The sequence below is a fragment of the Pseudomonas sp. B2021 genome, assembly GCF_018135665.1.
Taxonomy (GTDB): domain Bacteria; phylum Pseudomonadota; class Gammaproteobacteria; order Pseudomonadales; family Pseudomonadaceae; genus Aquipseudomonas; species Aquipseudomonas lactis.
Map to the genome: position 1 here is coordinate 3,540,731 of NZ_SMOF01000001.1, position 25,662 is coordinate 3,566,392.

Annotated in this window: 27 protein-coding genes; 15 read left to right on the plus strand and 12 right to left on the minus strand. The window is 59.5% G+C overall.

Annotation, left to right across the window (positions count from 1 at the left end; translation table 11 throughout):
* Nucleotides 1–15: 15 nt before the first annotated feature.
* Nucleotides 16–1,503, plus strand: coding sequence for a methyl-accepting chemotaxis protein (locus E1K68_RS15700; protein ID WP_212614365.1), 1,488 nt, complete (start codon nt 16–18; stop codon nt 1,501–1,503).
* Nucleotides 1,504–1,560: 57 nt separating this feature from the next.
* Here E1K68_RS15700 and E1K68_RS15705 read toward each other — a convergent pair whose 3' ends face one another.
* Entirely contained in the window at nt 1,561–2,466 is a 906-nt protein-coding gene (locus E1K68_RS15705; RefSeq protein WP_212614366.1) for a LysR family transcriptional regulator, read from the minus strand.
* A gap of 69 nt (nt 2,467–2,535) precedes the next feature.
* The gene (locus tag E1K68_RS15710) at nt 2,536–3,309 is read right to left on the minus strand and encodes an SDR family oxidoreductase (protein ID WP_212614367.1); all 774 of its coding nucleotides are present in this window, start codon (nt 3,307–3,309) and stop codon (nt 2,536–2,538) included.
* 184 nt (nt 3,310–3,493) lie between these two features.
* Between E1K68_RS15710 and E1K68_RS15715 the strand changes: the two genes are divergently transcribed.
* Nucleotides 3,494–3,850, plus strand: coding sequence for a VOC family protein (locus E1K68_RS15715; RefSeq protein WP_212614368.1), 357 nt, complete (start codon nt 3,494–3,496; stop codon nt 3,848–3,850).
* Between the two features lie 79 nt (nt 3,851–3,929).
* Here E1K68_RS15715 and E1K68_RS15720 read toward each other — a convergent pair whose 3' ends face one another.
* The gene (locus tag E1K68_RS15720) at nt 3,930–4,451 is read right to left on the minus strand and encodes a DUF2867 domain-containing protein (protein WP_003191614.1); all 522 of its coding nucleotides are present in this window, start codon (nt 4,449–4,451) and stop codon (nt 3,930–3,932) included.
* 66 nt (nt 4,452–4,517) lie between these two features.
* On the opposite strand from E1K68_RS15720, the gene E1K68_RS15725 reads away from it, so the two are divergent.
* Both E1K68_RS15725 and E1K68_RS15730 read left to right on the plus strand, forming a co-directional pair.
* Nucleotides 4,518–4,766: a transposase gene (locus E1K68_RS15725; protein WP_003191615.1), complete on the plus strand. Its 249-nt coding sequence runs from the start codon at nt 4,518–4,520 to the stop codon at nt 4,764–4,766.
* Between the two features lie 76 nt (nt 4,767–4,842).
* A complete protein-coding gene (locus E1K68_RS15730; RefSeq protein ID WP_003191616.1) occupies nt 4,843–5,460 on the plus strand; it encodes a LysE family translocator in 618 nt (205 codons plus the stop codon).
* 183 nt (nt 5,461–5,643) lie between these two features.
* On the opposite strand, the gene E1K68_RS15735 is transcribed toward E1K68_RS15730, so the two are convergent.
* On the minus strand, nt 5,644–6,159 hold the full coding sequence (locus tag E1K68_RS15735) for a GNAT family N-acetyltransferase (RefSeq protein ID WP_212614369.1): 516 nt from the start codon (nt 6,157–6,159) through the stop codon (nt 5,644–5,646).
* 259 nt (nt 6,160–6,418) lie between these two features.
* Nucleotides 6,419–7,633 (minus strand): aldose 1-epimerase family protein, encoded by a 1,215-nt coding sequence (locus tag E1K68_RS15740; RefSeq protein WP_212614370.1) that lies wholly within the window; start codon nt 7,631–7,633, stop codon nt 6,419–6,421.
* Nucleotides 7,634–7,929: 296 nt separating this feature from the next.
* Between E1K68_RS15740 and E1K68_RS15745 the strand changes: the two genes are divergently transcribed.
* Together E1K68_RS15745 and E1K68_RS15750 are read left to right on the plus strand one after the other, a co-directional pair.
* The gene (locus E1K68_RS15745; protein WP_052224687.1) at nt 7,930–8,157 is read left to right on the plus strand and encodes a hypothetical protein; all 228 of its coding nucleotides are present in this window, start codon (nt 7,930–7,932) and stop codon (nt 8,155–8,157) included.
* A gap of 139 nt (nt 8,158–8,296) precedes the next feature.
* A complete protein-coding gene (locus E1K68_RS15750; RefSeq protein ID WP_034135717.1) occupies nt 8,297–8,533 on the plus strand; it encodes a hypothetical protein in 237 nt (78 codons plus the stop codon).
* A 518-nt stretch (nt 8,534–9,051) separates the two neighbouring features.
* On the opposite strand, the gene E1K68_RS15755 is transcribed toward E1K68_RS15750, so the two are convergent.
* Nucleotides 9,052–9,978 (minus strand): LysR family transcriptional regulator, encoded by a 927-nt coding sequence (locus tag E1K68_RS15755; RefSeq protein WP_034135716.1) that lies wholly within the window; start codon nt 9,976–9,978, stop codon nt 9,052–9,054.
* Between the two features lie 283 nt (nt 9,979–10,261).
* On the opposite strand from E1K68_RS15755, the gene E1K68_RS15760 reads away from it, so the two are divergent.
* Nucleotides 10,262–11,581 carry a serine hydrolase gene (locus E1K68_RS15760; RefSeq protein WP_034135715.1) on the plus strand — a complete coding sequence of 440 codons (1,320 nt, stop codon included), beginning with the start codon at nt 10,262–10,264 and terminating at the stop codon, nt 11,579–11,581.
* 427 nt (nt 11,582–12,008) lie between these two features.
* Here the strand turns inward: E1K68_RS15760 and E1K68_RS15765 are convergent, their stop codons facing one another.
* On the minus strand, nt 12,009–12,308 hold the full coding sequence (locus E1K68_RS15765; RefSeq protein WP_034135714.1) for a hypothetical protein: 300 nt from the start codon (nt 12,306–12,308) through the stop codon (nt 12,009–12,011).
* Between the two features lie 137 nt (nt 12,309–12,445).
* Nucleotides 12,446–13,339, minus strand: coding sequence for a LysR family transcriptional regulator (locus E1K68_RS15770; RefSeq protein WP_038450309.1), 894 nt, complete (start codon nt 13,337–13,339; stop codon nt 12,446–12,448).
* A 94-nt stretch (nt 13,340–13,433) separates the two neighbouring features.
* On the opposite strand from E1K68_RS15770, the gene E1K68_RS15775 reads away from it, so the two are divergent.
* The 5 genes from E1K68_RS15775 to E1K68_RS15795 all read left to right on the plus strand — a co-directional run bounded on the left by E1K68_RS15775 (nt 13,434) and on the right by E1K68_RS15795 (nt 19,162).
* The gene (locus E1K68_RS15775; protein ID WP_034135712.1) at nt 13,434–14,618 is read left to right on the plus strand and encodes an MFS transporter; all 1,185 of its coding nucleotides are present in this window, start codon (nt 13,434–13,436) and stop codon (nt 14,616–14,618) included.
* Between the two features lie 64 nt (nt 14,619–14,682).
* On the plus strand, nt 14,683–15,402 hold the full coding sequence (locus E1K68_RS15780) for an SDR family oxidoreductase (protein WP_094774669.1): 720 nt from the start codon (nt 14,683–14,685) through the stop codon (nt 15,400–15,402).
* Between the two features lie 65 nt (nt 15,403–15,467).
* Complete coding sequence (locus tag E1K68_RS15785) at nt 15,468–15,950, plus strand: VOC family protein (protein WP_003191632.1); 483 nt, start codon at nt 15,468–15,470, stop codon at nt 15,948–15,950.
* A gap of 672 nt (nt 15,951–16,622) precedes the next feature.
* A complete protein-coding gene (locus tag E1K68_RS15790; RefSeq protein WP_034134969.1) occupies nt 16,623–17,999 on the plus strand; it encodes a cystathionine beta-synthase in 1,377 nt (458 codons plus the stop codon).
* Nucleotides 17,996–19,162 carry a cystathionine gamma-synthase gene (locus tag E1K68_RS15795; RefSeq protein ID WP_212614371.1) on the plus strand — a complete coding sequence of 389 codons (1,167 nt, stop codon included), beginning with the start codon at nt 17,996–17,998 and terminating at the stop codon, nt 19,160–19,162. Before E1K68_RS15790 ends, E1K68_RS15795 begins: the two co-directional genes overlap by 4 nt.
* Nucleotides 19,163–19,284: 122 nt before the next feature.
* On the opposite strand, the gene E1K68_RS15800 is transcribed toward E1K68_RS15795, so the two are convergent.
* On the minus strand, nt 19,285–21,483 hold the full coding sequence (locus tag E1K68_RS15800; protein WP_169855893.1) for an OsmC domain/YcaO domain-containing protein: 2,199 nt from the start codon (nt 21,481–21,483) through the stop codon (nt 19,285–19,287).
* Nucleotides 21,484–21,628: 145 nt separating this feature from the next.
* Between E1K68_RS15800 and E1K68_RS15805 the strand changes: the two genes are divergently transcribed.
* Complete coding sequence (locus tag E1K68_RS15805; protein ID WP_003191639.1) at nt 21,629–22,189, plus strand: cysteine hydrolase family protein; 561 nt, start codon at nt 21,629–21,631, stop codon at nt 22,187–22,189.
* A gap of 62 nt (nt 22,190–22,251) precedes the next feature.
* On the opposite strand, the gene E1K68_RS15810 is transcribed toward E1K68_RS15805, so the two are convergent.
* From E1K68_RS15810 to E1K68_RS15820, 3 genes are read right to left on the minus strand one after another with little or no spacing between them, the layout of a single operon-like run.
* A complete protein-coding gene (locus E1K68_RS15810) occupies nt 22,252–22,701 on the minus strand; it encodes an NUDIX domain-containing protein (protein ID WP_212614372.1) in 450 nt (149 codons plus the stop codon).
* The gene (locus E1K68_RS15815) at nt 22,694–23,491 is read right to left on the minus strand and encodes a nucleotidyltransferase domain-containing protein (RefSeq protein WP_212614373.1); all 798 of its coding nucleotides are present in this window, start codon (nt 23,489–23,491) and stop codon (nt 22,694–22,696) included. The genes E1K68_RS15810 and E1K68_RS15815 overlap by 8 nt, the downstream gene beginning before the upstream one ends.
* Complete coding sequence (locus E1K68_RS15820; RefSeq protein ID WP_057711789.1) at nt 23,488–23,967, minus strand: ATP-binding protein; 480 nt, start codon at nt 23,965–23,967, stop codon at nt 23,488–23,490. Before E1K68_RS15820 ends, E1K68_RS15815 begins: the two co-directional genes overlap by 4 nt.
* A 188-nt stretch (nt 23,968–24,155) precedes the next feature.
* On the opposite strand from E1K68_RS15820, the gene E1K68_RS15825 reads away from it, so the two are divergent.
* Together E1K68_RS15825 and E1K68_RS15830 are read left to right on the plus strand one after the other, a co-directional pair.
* The gene (locus tag E1K68_RS15825) at nt 24,156–24,581 is read left to right on the plus strand and encodes a DUF2231 domain-containing protein (RefSeq protein ID WP_057711788.1); all 426 of its coding nucleotides are present in this window, start codon (nt 24,156–24,158) and stop codon (nt 24,579–24,581) included.
* On the plus strand, nt 24,578–25,662 hold a 1,085-nt coding region (locus tag E1K68_RS15830; RefSeq protein WP_212614900.1), incomplete at its 3' end, for a sorbosone dehydrogenase family protein. The genes E1K68_RS15825 and E1K68_RS15830, both read left to right, overlap by 4 nt.

Below are 25,662 nucleotides of genomic sequence, written 5' to 3' on the forward strand. Positions count from 1 at the left end.
ATGGAGTAAGAGTGAATGCCCGTCCGTTTTCTCGAGCACTATCGCAAGGCCGACCGCATCATGCTGGCATTGATCTGGCTGATGTTCCTGTTCTCCCTCGGCCTGGCGTTCTGGCACGACACCCTCATGCAGGCCGTGATCGTCGGTGGGGGCACCGGCGTGGTGCTCACGGCGCTGTACCGCGTGATTGGCGGCACCCGCGTGATGCGCTGTGCACTGGGTGCCGGCTTGATGGTGATGGCGGCGTTGCACATCAACCAGGCGCACGGGGTGATCGAATCCCACTTCGGCATTTTCGCGCTGTTGGCGGTGCTGACCTTCTACCGTGACTGGCTGCCGATCCTGGTGGCGGCACTGACCATCGCGGTGCATCACGTGGTGTTCCATGCGTTGCAGCATCAAGGTTTCCCTGTGTTTGTAATGGAGCATCACGGCGGCTGGACGATGGTTTTCGTCCATGCCTTCTATGTGGTGATGGAGACCGTCGCCCTGCTCTACCTCGCCGTTCATAGCCAGGCCGAAGCGGTGGAGAGCCAGGAAATGCTTGAGAAGATGCTCGCCGTTACCTCGCAGTTCACCGTGGAAACCGCCCAAGGTGAAGGCAAGGCCCACGTGTCCCTCGCCAAGCGTTTCGACCACTTCCTGCAGCAACTCACCCACCTGATCGACGGCGTCGCCCGCGACTCCCATGGCCTGGGCCAGCTCGGCCAGGAACTGGCCAGCGCGAGCGGCACCCTGGAAAAAGGCGCCCGGCATCAACTGGCACAGATCGGCGAAATGACCGGCTCGATGCAGCGCATGGAAGACGCCATGGGCCACATTACGGTGCAAGTTGAACAGGCAGTCGAACACGCGGGCCAGGCCAGCCAGCAGATTGTGCGCGGCCAGGAAAGCGTCGGCCGCGCCCAGCATGAAATCAGCCAACTGGCTTCGCGCATCAACGGCACGGAGTCGACCGTAGAATCCCTGGCGGTGCAGGCTGAACAAATCGGCTCGGTGCTGGAAGTGATCAGCAGCATCGCCAACCAGACCAACCTGCTGGCCCTCAACGCCGCCATCGAAGCCGCCCGCGCCGGCGAGCAAGGCCGGGGCTTTGCCGTGGTGGCCGATGAAGTGCGCAGCCTGGCCCAACGCACCGCCCTGTCCACTCAGGAAATCAAGAGCATCATCGAGGGCCTGCAACACGGCAGCCGCCAAGCCGTCGAAGCCATGCACGCCAGCCGCGAAGGCGTAGAGCGCTGCGTGGCAGACAGCCAAGAGGCCGTGGACATGCTACGGGCGGTGGGCGAGGACATCGCGCACATCGACCAACTCAACGGCCACATCGTCACCACCACCCGCGAGCAGACCTCGGCCAACCTGGAGATCGTCGAGCGCTTGCAGTCGGTGCAAAGCATCGCCCAGAACACCGCCGACGACGTCGAGACACTCGCGCGCAGCAGCGAACGCCTGCCACCGATCGCGGTGCGGCTGGATGCGTTGGGGCGCAGGTTTCATCCCTGAGCCCAACCCGGCACATGGCGAGTCAAAGAGAATAGGTGCGTATACCGCTGGAGTGCATCAAGGTTCCAGATGCGGAGCCATCAAAGCGGCAAACCAATCGATGAACGCGCCAAGGCGACGAGAGCGTTGGCGGCGAGTCGGGTACAGGGCTGAAACGCACATGGGGGCCGGCCGATAGGCCGCCATCACCTCCACCAATTCGCCGCTGTCCAATAAGTGCTGAACATCGAACAACGGCACCTGAATCAAGCCAAGCCCTGCACAGCATCCTGCGATATAGCTTTCGGCATTATTGACCACCACACGGCTCGGCATCATGACAGCCTGCGCGGTGCCATCGACGCAATATTCCCAGGCCGTTTCCTGGCCGCCTGCGCTCGTGCTGTAGCCGATACAGACATGTCGGTTTTGCAGATCGCAAGGCTGTATGGGCACCCCGAATTCCGTCAAGTAGGCGGGGCTCGCGCAATTGACCAGCAACACCTTGCCCAACGGCTTCACCACCAGGCTGCTGTTCTGCGGGGTGCCAAAACGAATGACACAGTCAACGCCTTCCTGTACCAGATCAATGGCGCGATCAGTGGAGCCCAGGCCGAGTTGGAGCCCAGGGTAGAGGCGGAGAAACTCGGCCAACGCAGGCATCACCAAGCGCCGCGCTATGCGGCTGGGCACGTCCACTTCCAGACGGCCCATGACCTGTTCCTGATGGCTGTTAAACAGTTGGTCGATATCATCGATGTCCAGCAAGACCTGGCGCGCCTTCAGCAGTAACTGGGTGCCATCGGCGGTCAGGGAGACCTTGCGGGTTGTCCGGTGCAGCAGTCGAGTGCCGGCATTGGCCTCCAGCTGTTGAATGGCGGCCGACACGCTCGCGCGTGGCAGCCTCATCAGCCGTGCCGCTTGTATAAAACTGCCAAGCTCTGCGACCTGAACGAAGACGCGGTACTGTTCGATTCTATCCATGGGCTCTCAATGCTCGGGGGGGCACGGATCGATCGGCGCTCACCACGTCTGCGCCAGCGCGTTAACCGTTTACTTGGTGGTGTAGCCGCCATTGATCAAAATTGTCTGGCCCGTCACCCACCACCCGTCACTGACCAGGTTACGGATGAACGGGACCACATCCTCAATATCTGTGAGGCCCGTGCGCGAGAACGGCGACAGCGCGGCAGCCGTCTTGTGGTAACTGACCGCATCCTCACCCTCGGCCGGGTAGAAGAACGGCGTATCCATAGGCCCCGGCCCTACTGCCGTGACCGAAATACCCCGAACGCCCAACTCCTTCGCCGCCGCTCGCGTAAATTGCTCTACCGGCGCCTTGCTGCCGGCATATGCAGCGTAAAAGGGCGTGAAAGCGCCCAGCAGTGAAGTGACAATAGTGCAGATCTTGCCATTGTCATTGAGGTGCTTGCCGGCTTCCTTGATAAAAAAGAACGCAGTCTTGGAATTGACGGCCATCATCTCGTCGTACTCCGCCTCCGTGATTTCAGCCATTGGCTTTTTCAGCACCTTGCCCACGGTATTGATCGCGATGTCCGGCCTGCCGACTGCCGCGACGGCATCATTGAAGAGTTTTTCCATCGCCCCCGCCGTGGTCAAGTCCGCCTGCAATGCCACAGCCTTCGCGCCTAGCGCCTCGATTGCGGCGACGGTTGCGTTCGCCTCAGCCTGGCTGGAAGCGCTGTTGTAGTGCACGACCACAGCCTTGGCGCCATGCTTGGCCAGATCGCGGGCGATCAACCCGCCGAGGTTCTTCGCACCGCCCGCGATCAGTGCAACCTTGCCGTTGATTGAATGATTAGGCATGACAACATTCCTTTAATTGGGAGAAGTACGCCGCCATTCTAGAGCGGCCCTCGACAAAGATAAGCACACCTTGGCTGGATGCAGTGTTCAGAGATACTGCCTAATCACAAAGGCCCTATCGGTGAATGAAAAGGATGTGAGGTACGCTACACTCCGGCCTTGCACACCGGCCAAGGAAGCCCCCATGAGTACTCGTGGCAGAGACCGACAGATCGACAATATCGAATTCAACGTAAGCGACATTGCCCGCAGCAAAGCCTTCTACGGCTCTGCATTCGGCTGGACATTCGTCGACTACGGCCCCACCTACAGCGAGTTCAGCGATGGCCGGCTCACGGGTGGTTTCACCACCGGTGAGACTGTGCGGCCGGGCGGGCCCTTGGTTATCTTGTATGCCGATGACTTGGACAGTGTGCAGCAGCGGCTTCAACAACTGGGTGCGGTGATTACACGCCAGACGTTTGCGTTTCCAGGAGGCCGCAGATTCCACTTTACCGACCCGGATGGGTATGAACTGGCGGTGTGGAGCGTTGCGCCGTGATCCAGCGCTTTCGCTGTATCGCTGAAGCTCGACATCTCCAACCGAGAACAGGTTGCGTTGTGTGAGCCTGTTCTGGGTTTCAAAGCTGTTGCAGCTTGCGCTGCAAGCGGGCCATGTACCGATTGACGATCAGTTTGTGCGCCGGCCCCACCGGCAGCATGTAAAGGCGCCCGAAGGTGTTGTGGGTGATCACCGATGAAGTGATCGTCAGCACACGATCAGCAATTGAAAGGCAAATCATCACATCCAGGTGCCGGTCACGCTCAGTCAGCACCAGCCTATCCGGCGCGCAGTCCTCTACCAGGAAAAAATCCAGCCGCTCACCCGCTTGCACCGTCACGCGCCGATTGCCGGAGAACCCGCCGATGCGCTTTACGCCAAATCTTGAAGAAATCCCATCCCTGATCCGAAAGGCCAATCGCAACAGCGGCCCCGGTTCAGCGGTCATGATGTTCCAGGCTTCCAGCGCGCTGATCTCAGTCGGCAATGGCACCGACCTGCAATCGTAATAATCGAGTTCAGACGGTGCACCCAACGTGTGACTGACAGAGTTAGTCGCCAAGGTTTTTCCGTCCATGACCAAAACAGGGATTTGCATCATAACGCTTCAAGCGAGATGCTGCGCTAAGCTCGACAGGGTCTGTGTAATCCAAACGGAGTACCCATTATGGAATACGACGAAAAACTGATTGAGGAAGCCGTACTTGCCCTGCTGACCACCTTCAGCTTTGATAACGGCAACTCATGGAAAGGCCACGACTTTCAAATAATGAACCGACTCCACGAGCAAGGTTTTATCAGTAATCCGGTGAACAAAAACAAATCCATTTGGTTGACGCAGGAAGGCTTGGAACGGGGCAGGCAAATTGCCGATCGGTTGTTTGGCGCGGCACCTGAAGCGCTCGCGGGGCCATAAGCCCAGCTACGGAGTGTTAAACCGCGCTTCATGCGTTTATCCTCAAGACTCCCCGACCTGCCAACCCGGAGCCGCCATGGACCTCGCCACCCTCGCCCTCTTCCTCCCCGCCTGCTTCGCCCTGAACATGGCCCCCGGCCCCAATAACCTGCTATCCGTGAGCAACGCTACCCGCTATGGCTACCGCACCTCCTGTCTCGCCGGTCTCGGCCGTCTGCTGGCCTTCGCCGGCATGATCGCCCTCGCGTCCGCTGGCTTGGCGGTGGTACTGCAAACCTCGGAGTTGTTGTTCTACGGGATCAAGATTCTCGGCGCGGCGTATCTGTTTTACTTGGCATATCAGCTATGGCGCGCAGACCCGCAGCAGGTAGAAACCGCGACGAGCAAGGTAGGCCTGTGGGCCTTGGCGCGGCAGGAATTTCTGGTGGCCGCGGGCAACCCCAAGGCGATCCTGATCTTCACCGCCTTCCTCCCGCAATTCGTGGTGCCCGGCCAACCCATCACCGCGCAATTTGCCCTGCTGGGCGCGATGTTCCTGGCTTTGGAATGGGTCGCCATCAGCGCCTATGCCTATATGGGCCTGCATATGCGCCGCTGGTTTGCCGAGCCCAAGGGCAAGCGCCTGTTCAATCGCTGCTGCGCGGGTTTGTTGTCAGCGGCGGCGGCAGTGTTGTTGACTGCGCGCAGGGCATAACCGAGGTGGGAGTACCCCTGGCAGCCGACGCCGATCGCACTGTGCCCCGCTCCCACAGGGAATCTGTGCCAGGCACCGATTTTGACGGCAATGCATGACCAATGTGGGAGCGGGCTTGCTCGCGAAGGCGGCCTGGCAGCCGACAACGATTCAACTGATGCCCAAGTTGCGTAGATACCTGTGCTATCTCAACGGCAAACCATACCTCACCTCCACCAGCGCCACACCGCCCCTCTCAAGATCGCGCTCAGTCCCGGCCTCCTCCACACACCCCGCCCGGCGATAAAATCGAATAGCCCGTTCATTACCGGCCAAGACCCAGAGCGTTAAACGCTCATAGCCTTGCGCCAACAGATCCTGCAAGCCGGCTTTCCACAAGGCCAGCCCGACGCCGGTGTGCCAATGCTCGGCGAGTACGTAGATGGCCATGACCTCACCAGCATTTGCCTGCACGGCGTCTTCGTCACGGCTGGCGCCGACGGATATCCCGCCGACAATCTGCTGGCCCACCTCGGCAACCCATACAGTCGATTCACCCAAGACAAGCGAGCGAACCCAATGGGCTTCGCGCCTAGCCAGCGTTGCTTGCAACCCGCTCAAGAACTGGGCAGGCATCAGGTCACGGTAGGCATCCTGCCAACTGCTGATATGCACCTGGGCAATGGCTTTTGCGTCGGCGGGTAAAGCCCTGCGAATCATGGAAATGCTCCTGAAATACGGTTATTTCAGTATGCATGCCCGTCGATGACAGAAAGCCCTGCGCTGAACATGGCCCGATATCAATACCCCCCCCAATGTAGGAGCGAGCTTGCTCGCGAAGAAATTCAACGATAACGCGGGCTTGCTAAGTGAACGCGGCGCCTGTGGGTTTTTCGCGAGCAAGCTCGCTCCTACAGCTGCAAGGCAATTCCGGCGTCGATGAAGAACGCCGGGCCCCGCGAAAAACCGCCAGCCAACATCAGCCCTTGGTCAAATCCACCAAAGGCGTCTGTCGCACCTCAGTCTCCCGCCCACCCTGAATCTCGCTGACCTGCTTCAAAGCCTTATCAACAGCCGCCTTATCCGCCAACAAGCTGTAGCTGATACGGAACTGCTTGTGTTCCTTCGCCCCGATCGTAGGCACCAGATTCAATGGCCGCTGATAACGACGGTTGTACGAAAAACTCGTCCCCGGCTCCAACCCCGTGACATAGCCCTGCCCTTGGGTATCGGTGTTCTTCCACAGGGAAAACACCGGCAGTGTCTGCGTATTGAAACCCACCGAAACCCCCAGGCTGCCCGCCTTGTTATGCAACACCGTCAAGGTATCGCCCTTGGCATCGGCATACGGCACCACGTTATAGACCGTCTCGTCATAGTCCTTGGTCGGTGCGCGGTAGGTTTGCCAGTCGGCCAGTTCGCCCTTGGCCTTATCGTTGAACGGCGACACCTGCTTCACCGGCGCAACGAAACGCGCGCCCTGCTCCAGGAACGGGGTGCTGAAGTTACTGTGATAAAGCGCCTGGTATTCCTTCGGATAATCGCCATTGTTGGTCAGCGTGTCGTTGAGGGCGAACACCACACTGCCAGGCTCGGTGACCAGTTCGGTCGCAACAGAGAAATCGACCTTCTTGAACGCCTGCTCTTTCAACTCGCCGCGCAGGGAGATGGCGTAGGGCGGTTTTTCATCGATATGCAGGGTGACTTTATTCGCAGGGATATTGGCCGCCCGCCCGTGCAGGGTCAGCAACTCGCCGTTGTCGATGCCAGGATGCCCGACCCATTCGTAGCCGCAGCGGGTGACCAGCTCATTGAAACCCTCCAGCCAACCCAAACCACCACGGCCATTGAGCTCGATGAAGGACGGATTCACCACTTCCTTGACCGGCGAATCCCAGCCCATACGCACATCTCCAACCGACGCCTGCAACACGTTCATGCCACGCGTCGGCACCACTGAGAGCTTCATCGTGCCGTTATCGATATCAACAATGCTCACACCCTCCTGCCGACCACCGTGCAAGGTGCGCAGGGTAACGCTGAAAGGTTTGTCGGTTTGGATGCCGAGCTGCTGGCTGGTGACCTGCCAGTTCTGGGCGGCTTTGTCGGTATCGAGGAGTAAGTAATCCCAGGCCAGGGCGTGGGAGGCGGCAGAGAATGCGCTGAGGGCAACGATGAGTTTTAGCGGGGTCATGACGGACGCCTTTATTGGAGTTGTTTGCGATTTATAAACTCGATGAAACGTTTCAGCAAGCTTAAAAAGCAAGACGACGCGTGGAAATGCCAGGAAGGAGACGAGACTCGCCTAGGGGAGACTGGAGCAAAATAGAGGGATGAGCGGCGTATGAGCTTCAGACCATCCGTGCCGGTTACAACCTTGGCGTTGCTCGTCGGCTGCAATGACGCATATAGTCCCCCGGACGCCCACGTGGCGACCAGGTTTGGCGACCTGATTATCGGTAAATCATTGCATTTATCGGAGTTTCAAAAATGGAAAGATATATCCCTCTTACTGGCATCGAACGGGTTCCAGCCTCCCTGCTCATTGACTCGCAAGCACCGCTCGACGTGCTTCAAGCGATGGCTGACTATCGTATTCGTACCGTGACTCAAGTATTGGAAAACATCGCTTTTCGGGGCGAGGTGGAGGCTGACTGCGTGGTGCTTTCGGATTTTGCGCAGTTACTGGCGGGCGATTCAGGTGTCGCCGAAACATAAAAACTGTACGCCCGAAAGTCACATCCTCCCCATTGAACTTTCCAAAAAAATGATGTCAATTTGATTGCTCATTACAGCAACAAGATCATCTTGGATAAGTCAGCGTCAGGCTATTTACTGACATCCTATGGAGAGAGTGATGAGAGCCATCATTGCGATGTTATTGATGTTGAGTACCTACGCCCATGCTGGTTGCGGCAATATCAGTGACAGCGATCAACGCGCTTATTGCGAAGCCAAAACCAATGGCCAAAACTGCGGCAATATCCGGAACGACGACCTTCGGGCCACTTGTTCGGCGCAAATGAGCGGTCAAAGCTGCGGCAACATTAAAGATAGCAACTTGCGTAACGAATGTGATGCCATAACGCGTTGATCTCCGGATCACGCGGGACCAGCCACTCTTAATCGACGCTGGACCCGCGTACTTGAACTCGTCAGTTTTTAAAGCGCCTGCCGACTTCTTATCCTCGTGGCCACCTCTGCCGAATCGATACCGAAGTTCAGATGTACCTCACCACCCTCTCCCTTTTCGTCTCCGCCTCCTACACCCCTTTTCCAAAGGTTCCAACCGCTTACTCGTTTCCATACGCACATTGTGCACGCACGATTTTCAAGTATGACGCGAATAGCGGCTCCGAAAAGTAGCCGATCATAATCGAGCCACTTCGGATGGTGACCGTCAATCTGAGATCACGGGTTGCCGCTTGGCTGATGTGGAGGATTGAGTATCGGCAAAAGGCGCGTGCGACAAAGCGAAAGCTGCTGACTGGGAAATGCCAAGTTCGCCCCGTCACGATTCAGCTGTGGTGATTGACCGGTGATTGATGGCGAGCTTATTTCCTGATCTGGATGGTTTCAAGGCAATGAGCGAATCGGAGCAGTAGTCAGGCGCTAGCGCTTTTCAGATTCTTCGATAATCAGGTCGATAGCTTTCCTGGCGACGGGTGACAGGGTGCGGTCTGCATGAAATACGATGGTTTCTTGGAAGTAGCACAAATGTGCTGGTACCGCTGGTTGAATGAAGGGGAGGAGGTTAACCAGTGCACCACTCTCCAGATCGCTTTCCACCCACGATTGCCAAGTGATCAGCAGTGAGTCGCTTGTGAGCGTTGCATGGCGCAGCCAACTCAACTCATTGCAAATCAGAGCCCAAGGCAAGGACGTTCCCTGGGGTAGCCCGAACACTGCTCTTGCATGGGCATCGTCGGTGTTCACAGCGTTCCACGGATGGGCGAGTATCTGCTCATACGTGACTGGGCTAGCCTGCTGTGCCAGCGGGTGGTCACGGCGGCAGAAGATGGACGCTGGCTGTGGGGGCAAATGCCTGACGGCAAAGCGTGGGTCGGTTTCCCGGTCGACTCGCTCAGAGGCGACCACGAACTCGATATGCTCCAGTTCCAGGCGTTGGATCAAGTGACGCCAGTAATTGACCTCGATGTTCACCATCAACTTGGGAGCACTCTTTCGCAGCGCCGCCAGCACATTCGGCAGTGTGATGTTGGCGGCCATCATGCCCGCACCGAAACTCAAAGCCCCTCCTTGGGCCCCGGCAATGTCATTGGCCTCTGCAACCAGTTTGCTGGCGCAGCTCAACAGTTCACGCGCTCGTGAAATCAGTTGATGACCCGCAGACGTCAGCGTCACTGAGCGAGTGTCCCTGTCGAACAGGCGTAGCCCCAGATCAGCCTCCAGAGATTGAATACTGCGGCTGAACGCCGTTTGCGAGAGGTGAGCGCGTTCCGCGGCCCGTGAGAAGTGCAGCTCCTCGCCCAGAAGCACCAGGTGACGAACTCGCTTCAAATCTATTAAGTCGCTCACTGCATTAATCGCTCTTTATAATTGCATTAGACGCTTGTATCTCATTCCAAGAGACTTCGCCAGAGCTCGCATCGCTCAGTTGGCAAGCGCTTGTACTGCCAAGCCCATAACAACAAAGAAGTGGCGATACCCATTTGGTGTCAAGGCGATCGCGGCCGAGTTCACGCCCAATGCCTTGTGCCAGTCCGGTGTGAGCAGACAGTCACAAACGCTACGTGTGACTTTGCGGCCTTCGGGCCGCCTTTTTAGAAGCCGAACAACTGACAATAAGAAGGTGAAACGCATGAAATCGAGAAAAGCCATAGTGCATGCTTTGTTGGACAGCGCAGTGCTGTCCTGCGCTGTTGCCGAGGCCGCTGTCCAGCCACAGTTTGCCGATGCCCAGGCCAGCGATCCTGTCGTCATGGGCTGGATGCAGGGCACCCCGCCGGCCCCCGAAAAAACGGTACGATTCGAAAATTTTCTGCAGTTCCCGCAGACGCGCTGGGCGTTCTCCCATATGCGCGAATTACTGCCGACCGTGCAGGTTTCGCGAGGCATTGGCGAGGTCAGCCTATTACCTAACGCCAAGCGCACAGATATCGACGCCGTGGCGTTCACTCCGCTTGGCAGTGATCGCACCATGACCTGGGAGCAGTCACTGACGGCCAACTACACCGATGGCATTCTGGTTATGCATCGCGGGCAAGTGGTTTATGAACGCTACTTTGGCGGGCTGACCGAACAGGGGCAGCACGTCGCGATGTCGGTGACCAAGTCCTTTATCGGCACATTGGGGGCGATGCTGGTCGAGGAAGGCAAGATCAATCCGCAAGAGAAGGTCAGTACCTACGTTCCCGAGCTGAAAAACAGTGCTTTTGGCGATGCAACCGTACGACAAGTGATGGACATGACCGTCGGCGTTCGCTACTCGGAGAATTACGCGGACACCAAGGCAGAGATTTGGGAGTACGTGAGGGCAGGTCATATGCTGCCTCGCCCGACTGGTTACAGCGGCGCTACCTCTCTGACCGAGTACTTGGAGAAACTTCAGAAAGAGGGCGAGCACGGTCAGGTCTTTGCCTACAAGACGGTCAATACCGACGTTTTGTCGTGGGTGATCCAGCGCGCCACCGGGAAAACGATCGCGGTCAATTTGCATGAGCGAATCTGGAGAAAACTGGGTGCTGAGCAGGATGCATACCTGATTGCCGATGATGTGGGCACCGCTTTCACCGGCGGCGGTTTCAACACCTCGTTGCGCGACCTGGCCCGCTTTGGCGAAATGATGCGCCTGAATGGTAAGTTCAACGGCCAGCAAATAGTTCCACCGAACGTGATTGCTGACATACGCGGCGGCGGCAGCCAGGAAAGTTTTGCCAAGGCGGGTGAAAAGCTGATGCCAAACTGGAGTTATCGCAACATGTGGTGGGTGTCGCACAATGACCATGGTGCCTACACAGCACGTGGTATACACGGACAGGGTATTTATGTCGATCCCAAGGCGGAGATGGTCATCGTCCGCTACGCCTCTCACCCACTGGCGTCCGGCGACAACTTCGATCCAACCACCTTCCCGGCCTACCAGGCGCTCGCCGAACATTTGATGGCCACCACACAGTAGGGGGTATGGATCAAGTGCGAGGAGTTGCACTGGCAAGGTGACTCTGATCCGCGCGCGCTGAACAAGATCGTGTTGAAAGAGACCTCGTTGAAAGACGCATTGACCTCGGGTGATACCAATATAGACGGGGCGCAAAGCTGCTGGAGGAAATGGCGTCCTACTTGGACAACTTCGATTTCTGGTTCAACATTGTGACGCTGTAACGCAATCCAGTCATGTCGCAGGAAGCTTTGCGACAAATCAATCGGCCCTGGAGGATGGCAGTGTGCGAAAGCGCTGCCGTCATTCTGGCAAAAATGATCAGCCTTTCCTAATTCGATTTCCTATCAGCTCTGACGACCGTTTTTAGCCGATTACTGCCTGTCCCGAGGGGCTGTTACCGACCCGATGCTGCCCTTCGTGAAAGGCAGCAATCGGCCAGAAGCGGTCATCTAGGTGGGGCGTCATCCGGATTGATTTTGTCTTCGACGTCAAATCTACTCAGCAATGCGGCTCCATCCGAAACACCAAGAATCTGATCAATTACGGCTATTTTCTGGGTCGCACAGTCGAGTTGAAACTCAGCGTTGCTGTATGCAGCCTCCGCCTCATTGTGGAGCGCATAGGCCATATGGGCCGCGACACGGACGCTCATTGGAGCATCTACATCACTGCCCAGATAATCAGCAAGCAACGTCCTGATCTCTATCAGTGCAAGCGCGAGTAGCCTAGTTTGAGCAGTCTGCATAAAGATATCCTGGGTATTACAACAAATGTGCGAACGGATTTCGCGAGGTTACATAAACTTTCAGACTGTCAAAAGCGAAAGACCGCTTTGGGTCGAAAGCTGCCGGTCAGCCCCCTCCTCCCCAAAAATCCCGCCTCTCAACCCCCACACCTCTCCACCAAAAAATCCACAAACGCCCTAACCCGCGCCGGCATCGCCCCTCCCCCCACAAACACCGCATGAATCGGCTCCACATCCCCAGGATTAAACTCCTCCAGCAACACCACCAACTCCCCCCGCCTCACCTCCTCCACCACACTAAACGCCCCAATCCTCGCCACCCCCGCCCCCAGCTTCGCCAACTGCGCCAATGCCTCGCCGCTGTTCCCTTCAATCGTCCCCGCCACTTTCAGCGAAAACTCCCGCCCCTCCACCCGAAACGGCCAATCCGGCGCCGCCCGGCGGAAGTTGAAGCGCAGGCAGTTGTGCTGCAGTAAATCCTGCGGCGTTACGGGGGTGCCATGCCGTGCCAGGTAGTCCGGTGAGGCGACGATAACCTGCCCGGTAGAGCCGATAAGGCGAGCGGTCAGGGGGCTGTCGGCGAGGGGGCCGAAGCGGATGGCGACGTCGGCCTGGCCGCCGAGGATGTCTACGACTTCGTCGCCGAGCATCAGGTCGACGACGATGGCGGGGTAGCGGGCGCTGAAGGCGGCGATCAGGGGGACGATGGTCATGCGGCCGTGGGCCAGTGCGGCGCTGACGCGCAGGCGTCCGCGTGGGGCGCCCTGGTCGGTGATGGCGTCTTCGACTTCAGCCATGTCGGCGAGGATGCGCCGGGCGCCGCGCAGGTAGGCTTCGCCTTCAGCGGTGAAGGTGATGGCGCGGGTGGTGCGCAGCAGCAGACGGGTGCCGATGCGCTGTTCGGTGCGGGTGATGATGCGGCTGATGGCCGATGGGGTCAGTCCCAACGCCCTGGCCGCGCCCGACAGGCTGCCGTGCTCGGCGACCATGGTGAAGACTTCCATCTCTCCCGAACGCCCGCCGATGTCCATTTGTGCCTCCTGCGCAAAGCTGTAGTTCCCAACCGAGGGCTACTGCTGCAAAAGGCAGGATTGTAGCATTTGGCTCACAGATGAGGAGTCACCCATGCGTATCAATCCCCCCCTTGTAGCATTGTCCGTCGGTGCCTTTGGCATCGGGGTCACAGAGTTTGCCCCTATGGGCATGTTGCCCGGTATCGCCGCTGATCTTGATGTCTCCATTCCCGCTGCGGGCCTGTTGGTGAGCGCCTACGCCATGGGCGTGTTGATTGGCGCGCCGATCATGACCCTGGCGACGGCCAGGGTGCCCCGCCGTTATCTGCTGATCGGGCTGATGGCGATTTTTACCCTGGGTAATTTGCTGTCAGCGTTGGCCAGCAACTACCAGACGCTGATGATCGCCAGGCTGGTGACGTCGCTTAATCATGGAGCGTTCTTTGGGATTGGCTCGATTGTGGCCGCAAGCCTGGTGGCGCCCGAGAAGCGCGCGGGCGCTGTGGCGGCGATGTTCATGGGGCTGACCCTCGCAACCATTGGCGGCGTGCCCCTGGCGACCTGGTTTGGCGAGAACTTCGGTTGGCGTACCGCGTTCTGGGGCATCAGTGGGCTCGGCGCGGTGGTCATGGCGGCGCTGTGGTGGGCATTGCCCAATACTCCCGCGCCCAAGGGTGGCGGGCTGATGGCGGAAATCCGTGTGCTGGGTCGCGGGCCGGTGCTGGCCGCGTTGGCGCTGACCGTGGTGGGCTCGAGTGCGATGTTTACGGTATTCACCTACATCGCGCCGATTCTGCGCGACGTCACCCACGCTTCGACCAACTTCGTCACCGGGATGCTGGTGCTGTTCGGAGTCGGGCTAACCCTGGGCAATGTGTGGGGTGGCAAGTCTGCGGACCGCTCGGTGGACCGCACCCTGATCATCTCGCTGGTGGTGTTGATTGCCGTGCTGTTGGCCTTCTCGGTCCTTATGCAGTGGCCGCTGCCTGCGGCGCTGTCGATCCTGCTGTGGGGCGCTGCCAGCTTTGCCCTGGTGCCGCCGTTGCAGATGCGGGTGATGGAGGCAGCAAAGGACGCGCCTAACCTGGCTTCGGCGATGAACATCGGTGCGTTCAATTTTGGGAATGCGATTGGTGCGGCGTTGGGGGGTGCGGTGATCAATGCCGGGTTGGGCTATCCGGCCATTTCACTGGCAGGCGCGATCATGGCTGGGCTGGGTTTGCTGATGGTGCTGGGTTTGGGCTGGCGTGCGCGGCGTGCAGGTTTGCGGACTTGCCCGGAAGCGGTGCAAGCGTAAGTACACGCTGGAAAGCCCCACCCAACTGCCTTATAACTACGCCCTCCAGTCAAGGAGACGCGTAATGAAAACCATGGTAGTTGGCGCCAGCAAAGGCCTGGGCAAAGCCCTGATCGAAGGGTTGGGCGAAGCCGGGGATACGCTGATCGGTGTATCCCGCAGCCGTCCTGACCAGCTCAACCACAAGGCTGATGTGCAGGTGCACTGGATCGAAGCCAACCTGGCCGAACCCGCCAAAGCTGCTCAGACCATTGAAGCTTCGGTGGTCGAGAGCGGGCTGGATACCCTGATCTACAACCTGGGTATCTGGGAAGAGTTTGCCTTCGATCCGGCGTACAACTTTTTGGCCGACAGTGATGAGCAACTCGAAGCCATTGTCACGTGCAATATCACCTCTACCCTGTTGCTGATCAAACGCCTGCTGCCGGTGCTGCTCGACAGCGCCAACCCACGGATCATCCTGACCGGCTCCACCTCCGGCCTGCCGCAAAGTGGTCGCCCAGAGGTGGCCTTCGGTGCCTCCAAGTTTGCGCTGCGCGGGATTGCCGATGCCTTGCGTGAAGGTTATCGGCATCAGCGCCTGGGCGTGACCTGCCTGAACCTCGGTGACCTGAACACCGAAGACCCGTTGAGCACACCGATCACAGTGGCGGCGCAACGCGGTGAAGGTCAGTTGATCCCTGTACATGACGTGGTGCAGGTGGTGCGCATGACGCTGAGCTTGTCCTCGGCCAGCTTCGTCAAGGACATCACCTTGCCGGCGATTCTGGATGAGCGGTTTTAGACGGGGAAGAACGTCTGTGGCTATCGTCTAGACTTCATGCACCTTTCAACCCGAGGAGCCTTGCGATGAACAACAAGAATACGATTTGCCTCTGGTACAACGGCGATGCCCTGGAGGCAGCGACCTTCTACGCCAACACCTTCCCCAACAGCGAAGTAAAGGCCGTACACCGTGCGCCTGGCGACTACCCGGCCGGCAAGCAGGGCGATGAGTTGACCGTGGAATTCACCGTGCTGGGTATCCCCTGCGTGGGCCTCAATGGCGGCCCCATGTTCAAGCACAGTGAGGCGTTTTCCTTTCAGGTCTCCACGGATGACCAGGAGGAAACCGACCGCTTGTGGCATGCCATCATCGACAACGGTGGGCAGGCGAGTGCTTGCGGTTGGTGCAAGGACAGGTGGGGGCTGTCGTGGCAGATCTCGCCGAGGGTGTTGGTCAATGCAGTTACCAGTAAAGATCCTGCCGTCGCCAAGCGTGCATTTGAAGCGATGATGACCATGTCCAAAATCGACATCGCTACCATCGAAGCCGCCATTGCCGGGAACTGAACTGTGGGAGCGGGCTTGCTCGCGAAGGCGATGTATCCGCCAGCACATGTGAAAACTGACCCACCGCTTTCGCGAGCAAGCGCGCTCCCACATGAAGGCATAGGTATATGCTCAACCGTAACCACGATGCGAAGCGAGCCGCTCTTGATCTTGCTCTGCTTTTGATCTTAAGCGCCCCGTCAAACCACGCTGGCCGGAATTCGACAGGGATTTGGGGCGGCCTCCCAAATCACTGGCGGATTACGGGCACACCGAGCCTAAGCGAGGTGCCGAGTGGTGGGGCAAGAGCCTTTTGCTTACTTTTGGCTGGGCCGGCATTCCGGCTCTTTTCAAAAGTGAGCCGCTGTCAGAGCGGAACCCTAAGTGGCCGTTACCTAAATAACGGATATGTACTCGGCCTGAGCCAACATTCCGGCAGACTTTCAGGCCGTCTTCGCAGGCAAGCCAGCTCCCACATTTCACAGGGCATCAGGTAGATAAGCGTTGGCTGTCAGGCCGCCTTAGCGAGCAAGCCCGCTCCCACAGTTTGATTGCGCGCCTTCCCCCCATGCGGCAAAAAAAGTCATCCAACGGACGCCCAGTTGCGACACCGGCGATACCGGCCTATGTTCCAAGCCATGCTGTTTTTTTGCTGTCCCTCGCCCTACGCCCATCCCGTAACCAGGAGACGACATGCCCACGCCTTCCCGCCCTGCCGTACTCGAGCTGATCGGCAATACCCCGCTGGTCAAGGTCAGCCGCTTCGATACCGGCCCCTGCACGCTGTTTCTCAAGCTTGAATCGCAAAACCCCGGCGGTTCCATCAAGGACCGCATCGGCCTGGCGATGATCGACGCTGCCGAGCGCGATGGTCGTTTGCGCCCTGGCGGTACCATCATTGAAGCCACCGCCGGTAATACCGGCCTGGGCCTCGCGCTGGTGGGCCGGGCCAAGGGTTACCGGGTGGTGTTGGTGGTGCCCGACAAGATGTCCACGGAAAAGGTGCTGCACCTCAAGGCCATGGGCGCCGAGGTGCATATCACCCGCTCCGATGTGGGCAAGGGCCATCCCGAGTATTACCAGGATGTGGCGGCACGTTTGGCCAAAGATATTCCAGGCTCGTTCTTCGCCGACCAGTTCAATAACCCGGCCAACCCCTTGGCCCACGAGACCAGCACCGCGCCGGAGATCTGGGCGCAAACCCAGCACGATGTGGACGCGATTGTGGTGGGCGTCGGCTCGGCCGGCACCCTCACCGGCCTCACGCGTTTCTTCAAGCGCGTGCAACCCGAGTTGGCCATGGTACTGGCCGACCCGGTCGGCTCGGTAATGGCCGAATACAGCCGCAGCGGCAAGTTGGAAACCCCAGGTTCCTGGGCGGTGGAAGGCATCGGCGAGGACTTCATCCCCTCGATCGCCGACCTGTCCAGCGTGCGCCACGCCTACTCCATCAGCGATGCCGACAGCTTCGACCACGCCCGCCAATTGCTCAAGGCCGAAGGTATCCTCGGCGGCTCATCCACCGGCACCCTGCTCGCCGCTGCCTTGCGCTACTGCCGCGAGCAAACCGAACCCAAGCGCGTGGTGACCTTTGTCTGCGACACCGGCACGCGCTACCTGTCGAAGGTTTACAACGACCAGTGGATGAACGACGCCGGCCTGTTGCAGTACAAGCACTACGGCGACCTGCGTGACCTGATCGCGCGCCGCTTCGAAGACGGCCGGGTGATCAGCGTGAGCCCCGACGACACCCTGCTCACCGCCTTCCAGCGCATGCGCCTGGCGGACGTGTCGCAACTGCCGGTACTGGTCGATGGCCAGACACTGGTGGGCGTCATCGACGAGTCCGACATCCTGCTGGGCCTGCACCATGACGCCGCGGACTTCTCCATGACCGTCGCCAGCGCCATGACCAATACGCTGCACACCCTGGCCCCCAGCGCCAGCCTGGCCGAACTTCAGGCCGAGCTGGATCGCGGCCTGGTCGCCATCATTGCCGACGCCTCAGGCTTTTATGGCCTGATCACCCGCGTCGACCTGCTTAACCACCTACGGAGATCCCTTGCATGAGCCAGCCCGATAAAAGCGCGTTTGCCACCCGTGTGATCCACGCCGGGCAGTCACCCGACCCGACCACGGGCGCGCTGATGCCACCGATCTACGCCAACTCTACCTACCTGCAAGACAGCCCCGGCGTACACAAGGGTTTTGACTATGGCCGCTCCCACAACCCCACGCGTTTTGCCCTGGAACGCTGCGTGGCCGACCTTGAAGGCGGCAGCCAGGCGTTTGCGTTTGCCTCGGGGCTGGCGGCGATCTCCACTGTGTTGGAGCTGCTGGATGCTGGCGCGCATATCGTCTCGGGCAACGACCTGTACGGCGGCACCTTCCGGCTGTTCGACAAGGTGCGCCAGCGCAGTGCCGGGCACCGCTTCAGCTATGTCGACCTCAGCGACTTGTCAGCCTTTGAAGCGTCATTGCAGGACGACACGCGCATGGTCTGGGTCGAAACCCCTAGCAACCCGCTGCTGAGCCTGACCGACCTGCGGGCCGTGGCCCGCATCTGCCGTGCCCGCGGGATTATCTGCGTGGCCGACAACACCTTTGCCAGCCCCTGGATCCAGCGCCCGCTGGAGCTGGGCTTCGACATCGTGGTGCACTCCACCACTAAATACCTCAATGGGCATTCTGATGTGATCGGTGGTATCGCTGTGGTTGGCGACAACGCTGAATTGGCCGAACGCCTGGGCTTCCTGCAAAACTCCATTGGCGCCATCGCCGGGCCGTTCGATGCCTTCCTGACCCTGCGCGGGGTAAAAACCCTGTCGCTGCGCATGGAGCGCCATTGCAGCAATGCCCTGGACCTGGCCACCTGGCTGGAACAACAGCCGCAAGTGTCGCGGGTTCACTACCCAGGTTTGGAATCCCACCCACAGCACGACCTGGCGAAACAGCAGATGCGCGGATTTGGCGGGATGATTTCAGTGGACTTGAACAGCGACCTGGTCGGCGCGACGCGCTTTCTGGAAAACGTGAAGATCTTCGCCCTGGCCGAGAGCCTGGGGGGCGTGGAAAGCCTGATCGAACACCCGGCGATCATGACCCATGCCAGCATTCCAGCGGCGACGCGGGCGCAATTGGGCATTGGCGATGGGCTGGTGCGGCTGTCGGTGGGGGTTGAAGATGTGGAGGATTTGCGCGCAGACCTGGCGCAGGCCTTGGCCCACATCTAACCGCCATGATCGTTCCCACGCTCTGCGTGGGAATGCCACCCGGGACGCTCTGCGTCCCCAAGCGTGACGCAGAGCGTCACCGGATGCGTTCCCACGCGGAGCGTGGGAACGATCAGTGTGGGTCAGCCTTGGGTGATGTTGGCCCGCGCTGCATGCAGCTTCTTGTAGCTATCGATCAAGCGCAAATGCCGGTCCAGGCCTTCCAGCTTCATGCTGGTCGGCGTCAGCCCATAAAAGCGCACGCTGCCGTTAACCGAACCGATCACCGCGTCCATGCGCTCATCACCGAACATGCGCCGGAAGTTGGCCTCGTAATCGGCCAGTTCCAAGTCGTCATCCAACTCCATCTCCAGCACCGCGTTCATCGCCTGGTAAAACAACCCACGCTCAACCGTGTTGTCGTTGTACTGCAGGAACATCTCCACGCACTCCTTGGCCTCCTCATACTGCTGCAAGGCCAGGAAGATCAGCAGCTTGAGTTCCAGAATGGTCAGTTGGCCCCATGCCGTGTTGTCATCGAACTCGATGCCGATCAGCGTGGTGATGTCGGTGTAGTCGTCCAGCTCGCTTTCTATCAGGCGCTCGACCAACGCCTGCAACTCCTCCTCGTTGAGGCGGTGCAGGTTAAGGATGTCTTCGCGGAAAAACAGCGCCTTGTTGGTGTTGTCCCAGATCAGGTCGTCCACCGGGTAGATTTCCGAGTAGTCCGGCACCAGGATGCGGCAGGCGGTAGCGCCCAGGTGCTCATACACCGCCATATACGATTCTTTGCCCATGCCTTCGAGGATGCCGAACAGCGTGGCGGCTTCCTGGACATTGGAGTCTTCGCCCTGGCCGGAGAAGTCCCACTCGACGAACTCATAATCGGACTGGGCACTGAAGAAGCGCCACGACACCACGCCGCTGGAATCGATAAAGTGCTCGACGAAGTTGTTCGGCTCGGTGACCGCCTGGCCTTCGAAGGTCGGCTGCGGCAGGTCGTTCAAGCCTTCGAAGCTGCGGCCTTGCAGCAGCTCGGTGAGGCTGCGTTCCAGCGCCACTTCCAGGCTGGGGTGCGCGCCGAACGAAGCAAACACGCCGCCGGTGCGCGGGTTCATCAAGGTCACGCACATCACCGGGAATTCACCGCCCAGGGACGCATCCTTGACCAGCACCGGAAAGCCCTGGGCTTCCAGGCCTTCGATGCCCGCCAGGATGCCTGGGTACTTGGCCAACACTTCGGCGGGTACATCTGGCAGCGCAAATTCGCCTTCGATGATTTCGCGCTTCACCGCCCGCTCGAAAATCTCCGACAGGCACTGCACCTGGGCCTCGGCCAAGGTATTGCCGGCGCTCATGCCGTTGCTCAGGTAGAGGTTTTCGATCAGGTTGGACGGGAAATACACCACCTCGCCATCGGACTGGCGCACGAACGGCAGCGAGACAATCCCACGGGCCTCATTGCCGGAGTTGGTGTCGAACAGGTGCGAACCGCGCAGCTCGCCCTCGCGGTTGTAGACTTTCAGGCAGTAGGCATCGAGGATTTCACTCGGCAACTCATCGTTGGAGCCCGGCTGGAACCAACGCTCGTCCGGGTAATGCACGAACGGCGCGTTGGCCAGATCCTCGCCCCAGAACTGGTCGTTGTAGAAAAAGTTGCAGTTCAGGCGCTCGATGAACTCGCCCAGCGCCGACGCCAGCGCGCCTTCTTTCGTCGCGCCCTTGCCGTTGGTAAAGCACATCGGCGAATGGGCGTCGCGGATGTGCAGCGACCACACGTTGGGCACGATATTGCGCCACGAAGCGATCTCGATCTTCATGCCCAGGCCGGCGAGAATCGCCGACATGTTGGCGATGGTCTGTTCCAGTGGCAGGTCCTTGCCGGCAATGTAGGTGCCCGCCTCGGACGTGGAGTTGGGCATCAACAGCGCCTGGGCATCGGCGTCGAGGTTGTCGACTTCCTCAATCACGAATTCCGGCCCGGCCTGCACCACTTTCTTCACGGTGCAGCGGTCGATGGAACGCAGGATGCCTTGGCGGTCCTTGTCGGAGATGTCCGCGGGCAATTCGACCTGGATCTTGAAAATCTGATTGTAGCGGTTTTCCGGGTCGACGATGTTGTTCTGCGACAGGCGAATATTCTCGGTGGGAATATTGCGCGTCTGGCAGTACAACTTCACAAAGTACGCCGCACACAACGCCGACGAAGCCAGGAAGTAGTCGAATGGCCCCGGTGCCGAGCCATCGCCCTTGTAGCGGATGGGCTGGTCGGCAATGACCGTGAAGTCATCGAACTTGGCTTCAAGCCGAAGGTTGTCGAGAAAGTTGACCTTAATTTCCATGCGGGCACACCAGAATAACGAGCTAAACAAATTGGCCGCCATTATGAAGCGTTTCGCCGGGAAGTCTCAGGGATTTGCGTATGGGCTGCCGATCGGTGCTAACTTCCAACTAGTTAGATAATGTTCACCTCTGCCAGGACAGGCCATGGAACCGATAGCGACGAACGCCGCACTGTTGATCATCGATATGCAAAAAGGCATGGCCGATCCCACCCTTGGCCGCCGCAACAACCCAGACGCTGAGCTGCACATACAGCAATTGCTCAATGCCTGGCGCCAGGCGCAACGCCCGATCATTCATGTGCGGCATATATCCCGCGCTGACGCTTCGGTGTTCCGGCCAGGCCAACCCGGCTGTGAGTTCCAGGATGCGCTGCACCCCCTGGCCCACGAGCATGTGGTGGAAAAAAACGTACCGGATGCGTTCAGCGCCACGGGCCTGGAGCGCTGGCTGCACCTGCGCTCGATCCAGCAGTTGGTGATCGTCGGCGTCATCACCAACAATTCAGTGGAGTCCACCGCACGCTCGGGCGGCAACCTGGGGTTCGACGTGATCGTGGCGGCGGATGCGTGTTTTACCTTCGACCAAACCGACTTGTCGGGGCGGCTGTGGGCGGCAGAAGATGTGCATGCTTTGTCGCTCAGCAACTTGGCGATGGACTATGCAAGGGTGTTCCAGACGAGTGAAATCCTGGCCAATCATTAATAAGCAATGCAGACATGCATCAGGGCAAACGCACGATGGCGACCGCTTGCCGGCCTGGACGGTTAAAACACCCCGGCATCCTCCAGCATTTGCGGCAACGCTTGCGGCCATACCGTATCGCTCGTTGCGCGCAGCGCATCTGCCGACCACCAGCGATGGTCCGCCATCACCTGTGCCTCCTGCTGCGTCCATTCGGCCCTGGATAACGCCTCGCTGGGCGCATGCACAACGAAGTACCGCTCAACCGCCAGCACCGTTTCGCCGCAGGGTAGCATCAAGGTCACGTTGCGCTCTGCTACACATTCCCCGACGCTGCTGACCGTGATACCCGTCTCTTCGCGCAACTCACGAATCGCGGCGCTGTGAAAGGTCTCCCCGGCCTCAACGCCACCGCCCGGCGTGGCCCAGTAATCCTGGCCGGCCAAGGCGCCTTCTTTGTGCACGAAGCGAAACAGCAACACTTGCTGTGCAGGGTTTATGACCAGTAATCGTGCCGCTTTGCGTTCACGCATCAGATTGATTCCTTTCTATGACTGCTGAATTCATCCAGCTCAGAAACGCCCGCAGGCGTGTCGTAAATGCCTGGCCCTCGGCGCTCGGGTTGCGTGCCTCAAACAGGAAGTAGGCGATTTGCACGCGCATGGTCGGGTAATGCTGAACAAACAGGCCGACGTAGTCTTCCAGGGTTTGCGGCCAGGTTTGCGCATCTTGCGCTCGCAGAGTGTGGGTGGCGCGGATCAAGGCCCGCGATGCTTCCCGCTGCAAGCGATGGCGTACCTGCTCAGTGCTGGCCTGTTCGATACCTACCAGATACGCCGTGAGCGCCTGTTCAAAATCGCCGTTGACCGCCAGGGCAATGGCGCAGGACGGGCGAAACGGTTCGAAGTGCAGTGACAGGTCTTCGCCCCAGATACAGCGGCAATGATGTTTGAGCCAGAAGCCCCAACTGTTTCGGTTCTCGGGCGCCAACACCTGGGCGTGGTGACCGATGTCGAAGTCGATCTTGGTGACTTGGGGATGCCGTTGCTCCAAGGCGAGTCGGGCCGACTCCAATTGTTCAAGCACGGGCGCATCCGGTGGCTCGACCAGTATCAGCGAAAGGTCAAGATCAGAAACGCCGATCTCACCTTCACCCCGTGCGATGCTGCCATATAGGTAAATCCCGTGCAGCCCCAGTTCTGGCCGGGACAAGGTAGCGCAGATGTCCGTCAGCAGGGGCTGGAACTCGGGTTGTATAGGCCGATCGGCAACGGTGAGGATATAGCCGTCGACATCAATGCCTGCAGATTTTTGGGTGTTCACGGGCGGTGCACCTCAATCACCAGACCTTCCTCTTCACTCGGCACACTGAAATGGCGAGTGATCAGGTCGAACTCGGCATCGGTGGCGGCAAAATCGTGCTCACCCCGGGCGTTTCGCGCGTGCAGGCGCGCACGACAGGTGGCATCGTCCAGCTCCAGGTAATGCAGGCAGTGCGGCACCTTGGCTGCCTGGGCCAGGCCGAGCAACCATTGACGATTGACGAGGGTGTTGGCCGGAAAATCCAGCACCACATTGACGCCGCATGCCAACAGATCGATCACCAGCGGCTCAAGTACCCCACGAACCCGCTGGGCACAGCGCAGGTAGTCGGCAATGCTCAGGATCTCACCAGGGTAGAGACTGGCCAGCCACTGGTCTTCGCTGAGCACAATGGCCCCATGCTCGGCAGCCAGGGTTTTGGCGAGTGTGGACTTACCGGAGGCGATCTTGCCGCATAACAGGTGCAGGGTTGGCATAAAACGATTCCTTGTTGTGGCCAAACAGGATGAGTCATGACGCTGGCGTCGTAAACACATCCAGGTACATCTGCCAGGAAACATCGCCATCTCTCAATGAACTTTCTGACAAATGACAGGCTCCTTTCCTATGCGAAGTCAGCGCGCCCTGAGTCCAGGGTGCAGAACGATAAGGAGCCGCCACCGACATGACTACCCTCCCCACTTACCCCGTCGTCAGGCCCGGGCCGTTGCACGGGACTTTGCTTGCCGGCACCGTGCCGTTGTTTCTCGGAGCCTTGCTCAGTGATATCGCCTACGGCCAGACCTACCAGATCCAATGGGCCAATTTTGCCTCCTGGCTGATCGCTGGAGCCTTGGTGTTCTGTGGCTTTGCCCTGCTGTTTGCGCTGGTCAACCTGGTGCGTGCCGAACACAAGGGCGGACGCCCGGTGGCGTACTTCCTGCTGTTGCTGGGCACTTGGGTGCTAGGGCTGGTGAACGCCTTTCAGCATGCCAAGGATGCCTACGCCATGATGCCTGCTGGCTTGGTGCTGTCGGCGATTGTCACCGTGCTGGCGATTGTCGCCACCTGGATCGGCTTGACCAACCTGCGCTCAGGAGCTGCCCGATGAAACCACTCAACACACTGACCCTGCTCAGCGCCGCCCTGTTGCTGAGTGCCTGTGGCGGCGAAGGTGACAAGACCCAGGCACGCGGCCCTGACCCCAAACTGCCCGAGCAACAAAGCAGCCTGTTGCCGAGCATGAAGATTGCCGAGCCCACACCGTGGGGCGAACAAAAGCCCAAGGTGCCCGAAGGCTACAGCGTGACCGCCATCGCCAAGGACCTTGCGATCCCGCGCCAGACCCTGGTGCTGCCCAACGGCGATATCCTGGTGGCCGAAGGCCGTGGCGGCAGCGCGGCCAAGCTCAAGCCCAAGGACGTGATCGCCAGTGTGATCAAGGCCCAGGGCAACACCCAGGTCAAAGGCGGCAACCGCATTACGCTGCTGCGTGACGCCGACGGTGACGGTACCTATGAACTCAAGACCGTGTTCGCCGATAACCTCAACGCCCCTTACGGCCTGGCATTCGCCGACGGCAAGCTGTATGTGGCCAACCAGGATGCACTGGTGCGTTTTGACTACGCCGACGGCCAGACCAAGGCCAGCGCGCCACCGGTCAAAGTCACCGACCTGCCGGCGCAGATCAACCATCACTGGACCAAGTCGTTGGCCGTGAGTGAGGACGGGCGTCAGCTGTATGTGGGCATCGGTTCCAACAGCAACATCACCGAACGCGGCATGGAAGTGGAGATCGACCGTGCGATGGTCTGGCAGATCGACGCGGCCACCGGCGCGCACAAACCCTACGCCACGGGCCTGCGCAACCCGACGGCGTTGACCATCCAACCGGGTTCCGGGCAACTGTGGACGGTGGTCAACGAGCGCGATGAGCTGGGCCCCGACCTGGTGCCGGACTACCTGACGTCGGTGCGCGAAGGTGCCTTCTACGGCTGGCCCTACAGCTACTGGGGCCAGAACGTCGACCCCCGCGCACAACCGCAAAACCCGGCCAAGGTGGCTGCGGCGATCAAGCCCGATTACAGCCTGGGTTCCCACGTGGCCGCGTTAGGCGTGGATTTCTCCATCCCCGCCCTGGGTGAAAAATTCGCTGACGGCGTGTTTGTCGGCGAGCACGGCAGTTGGAACCG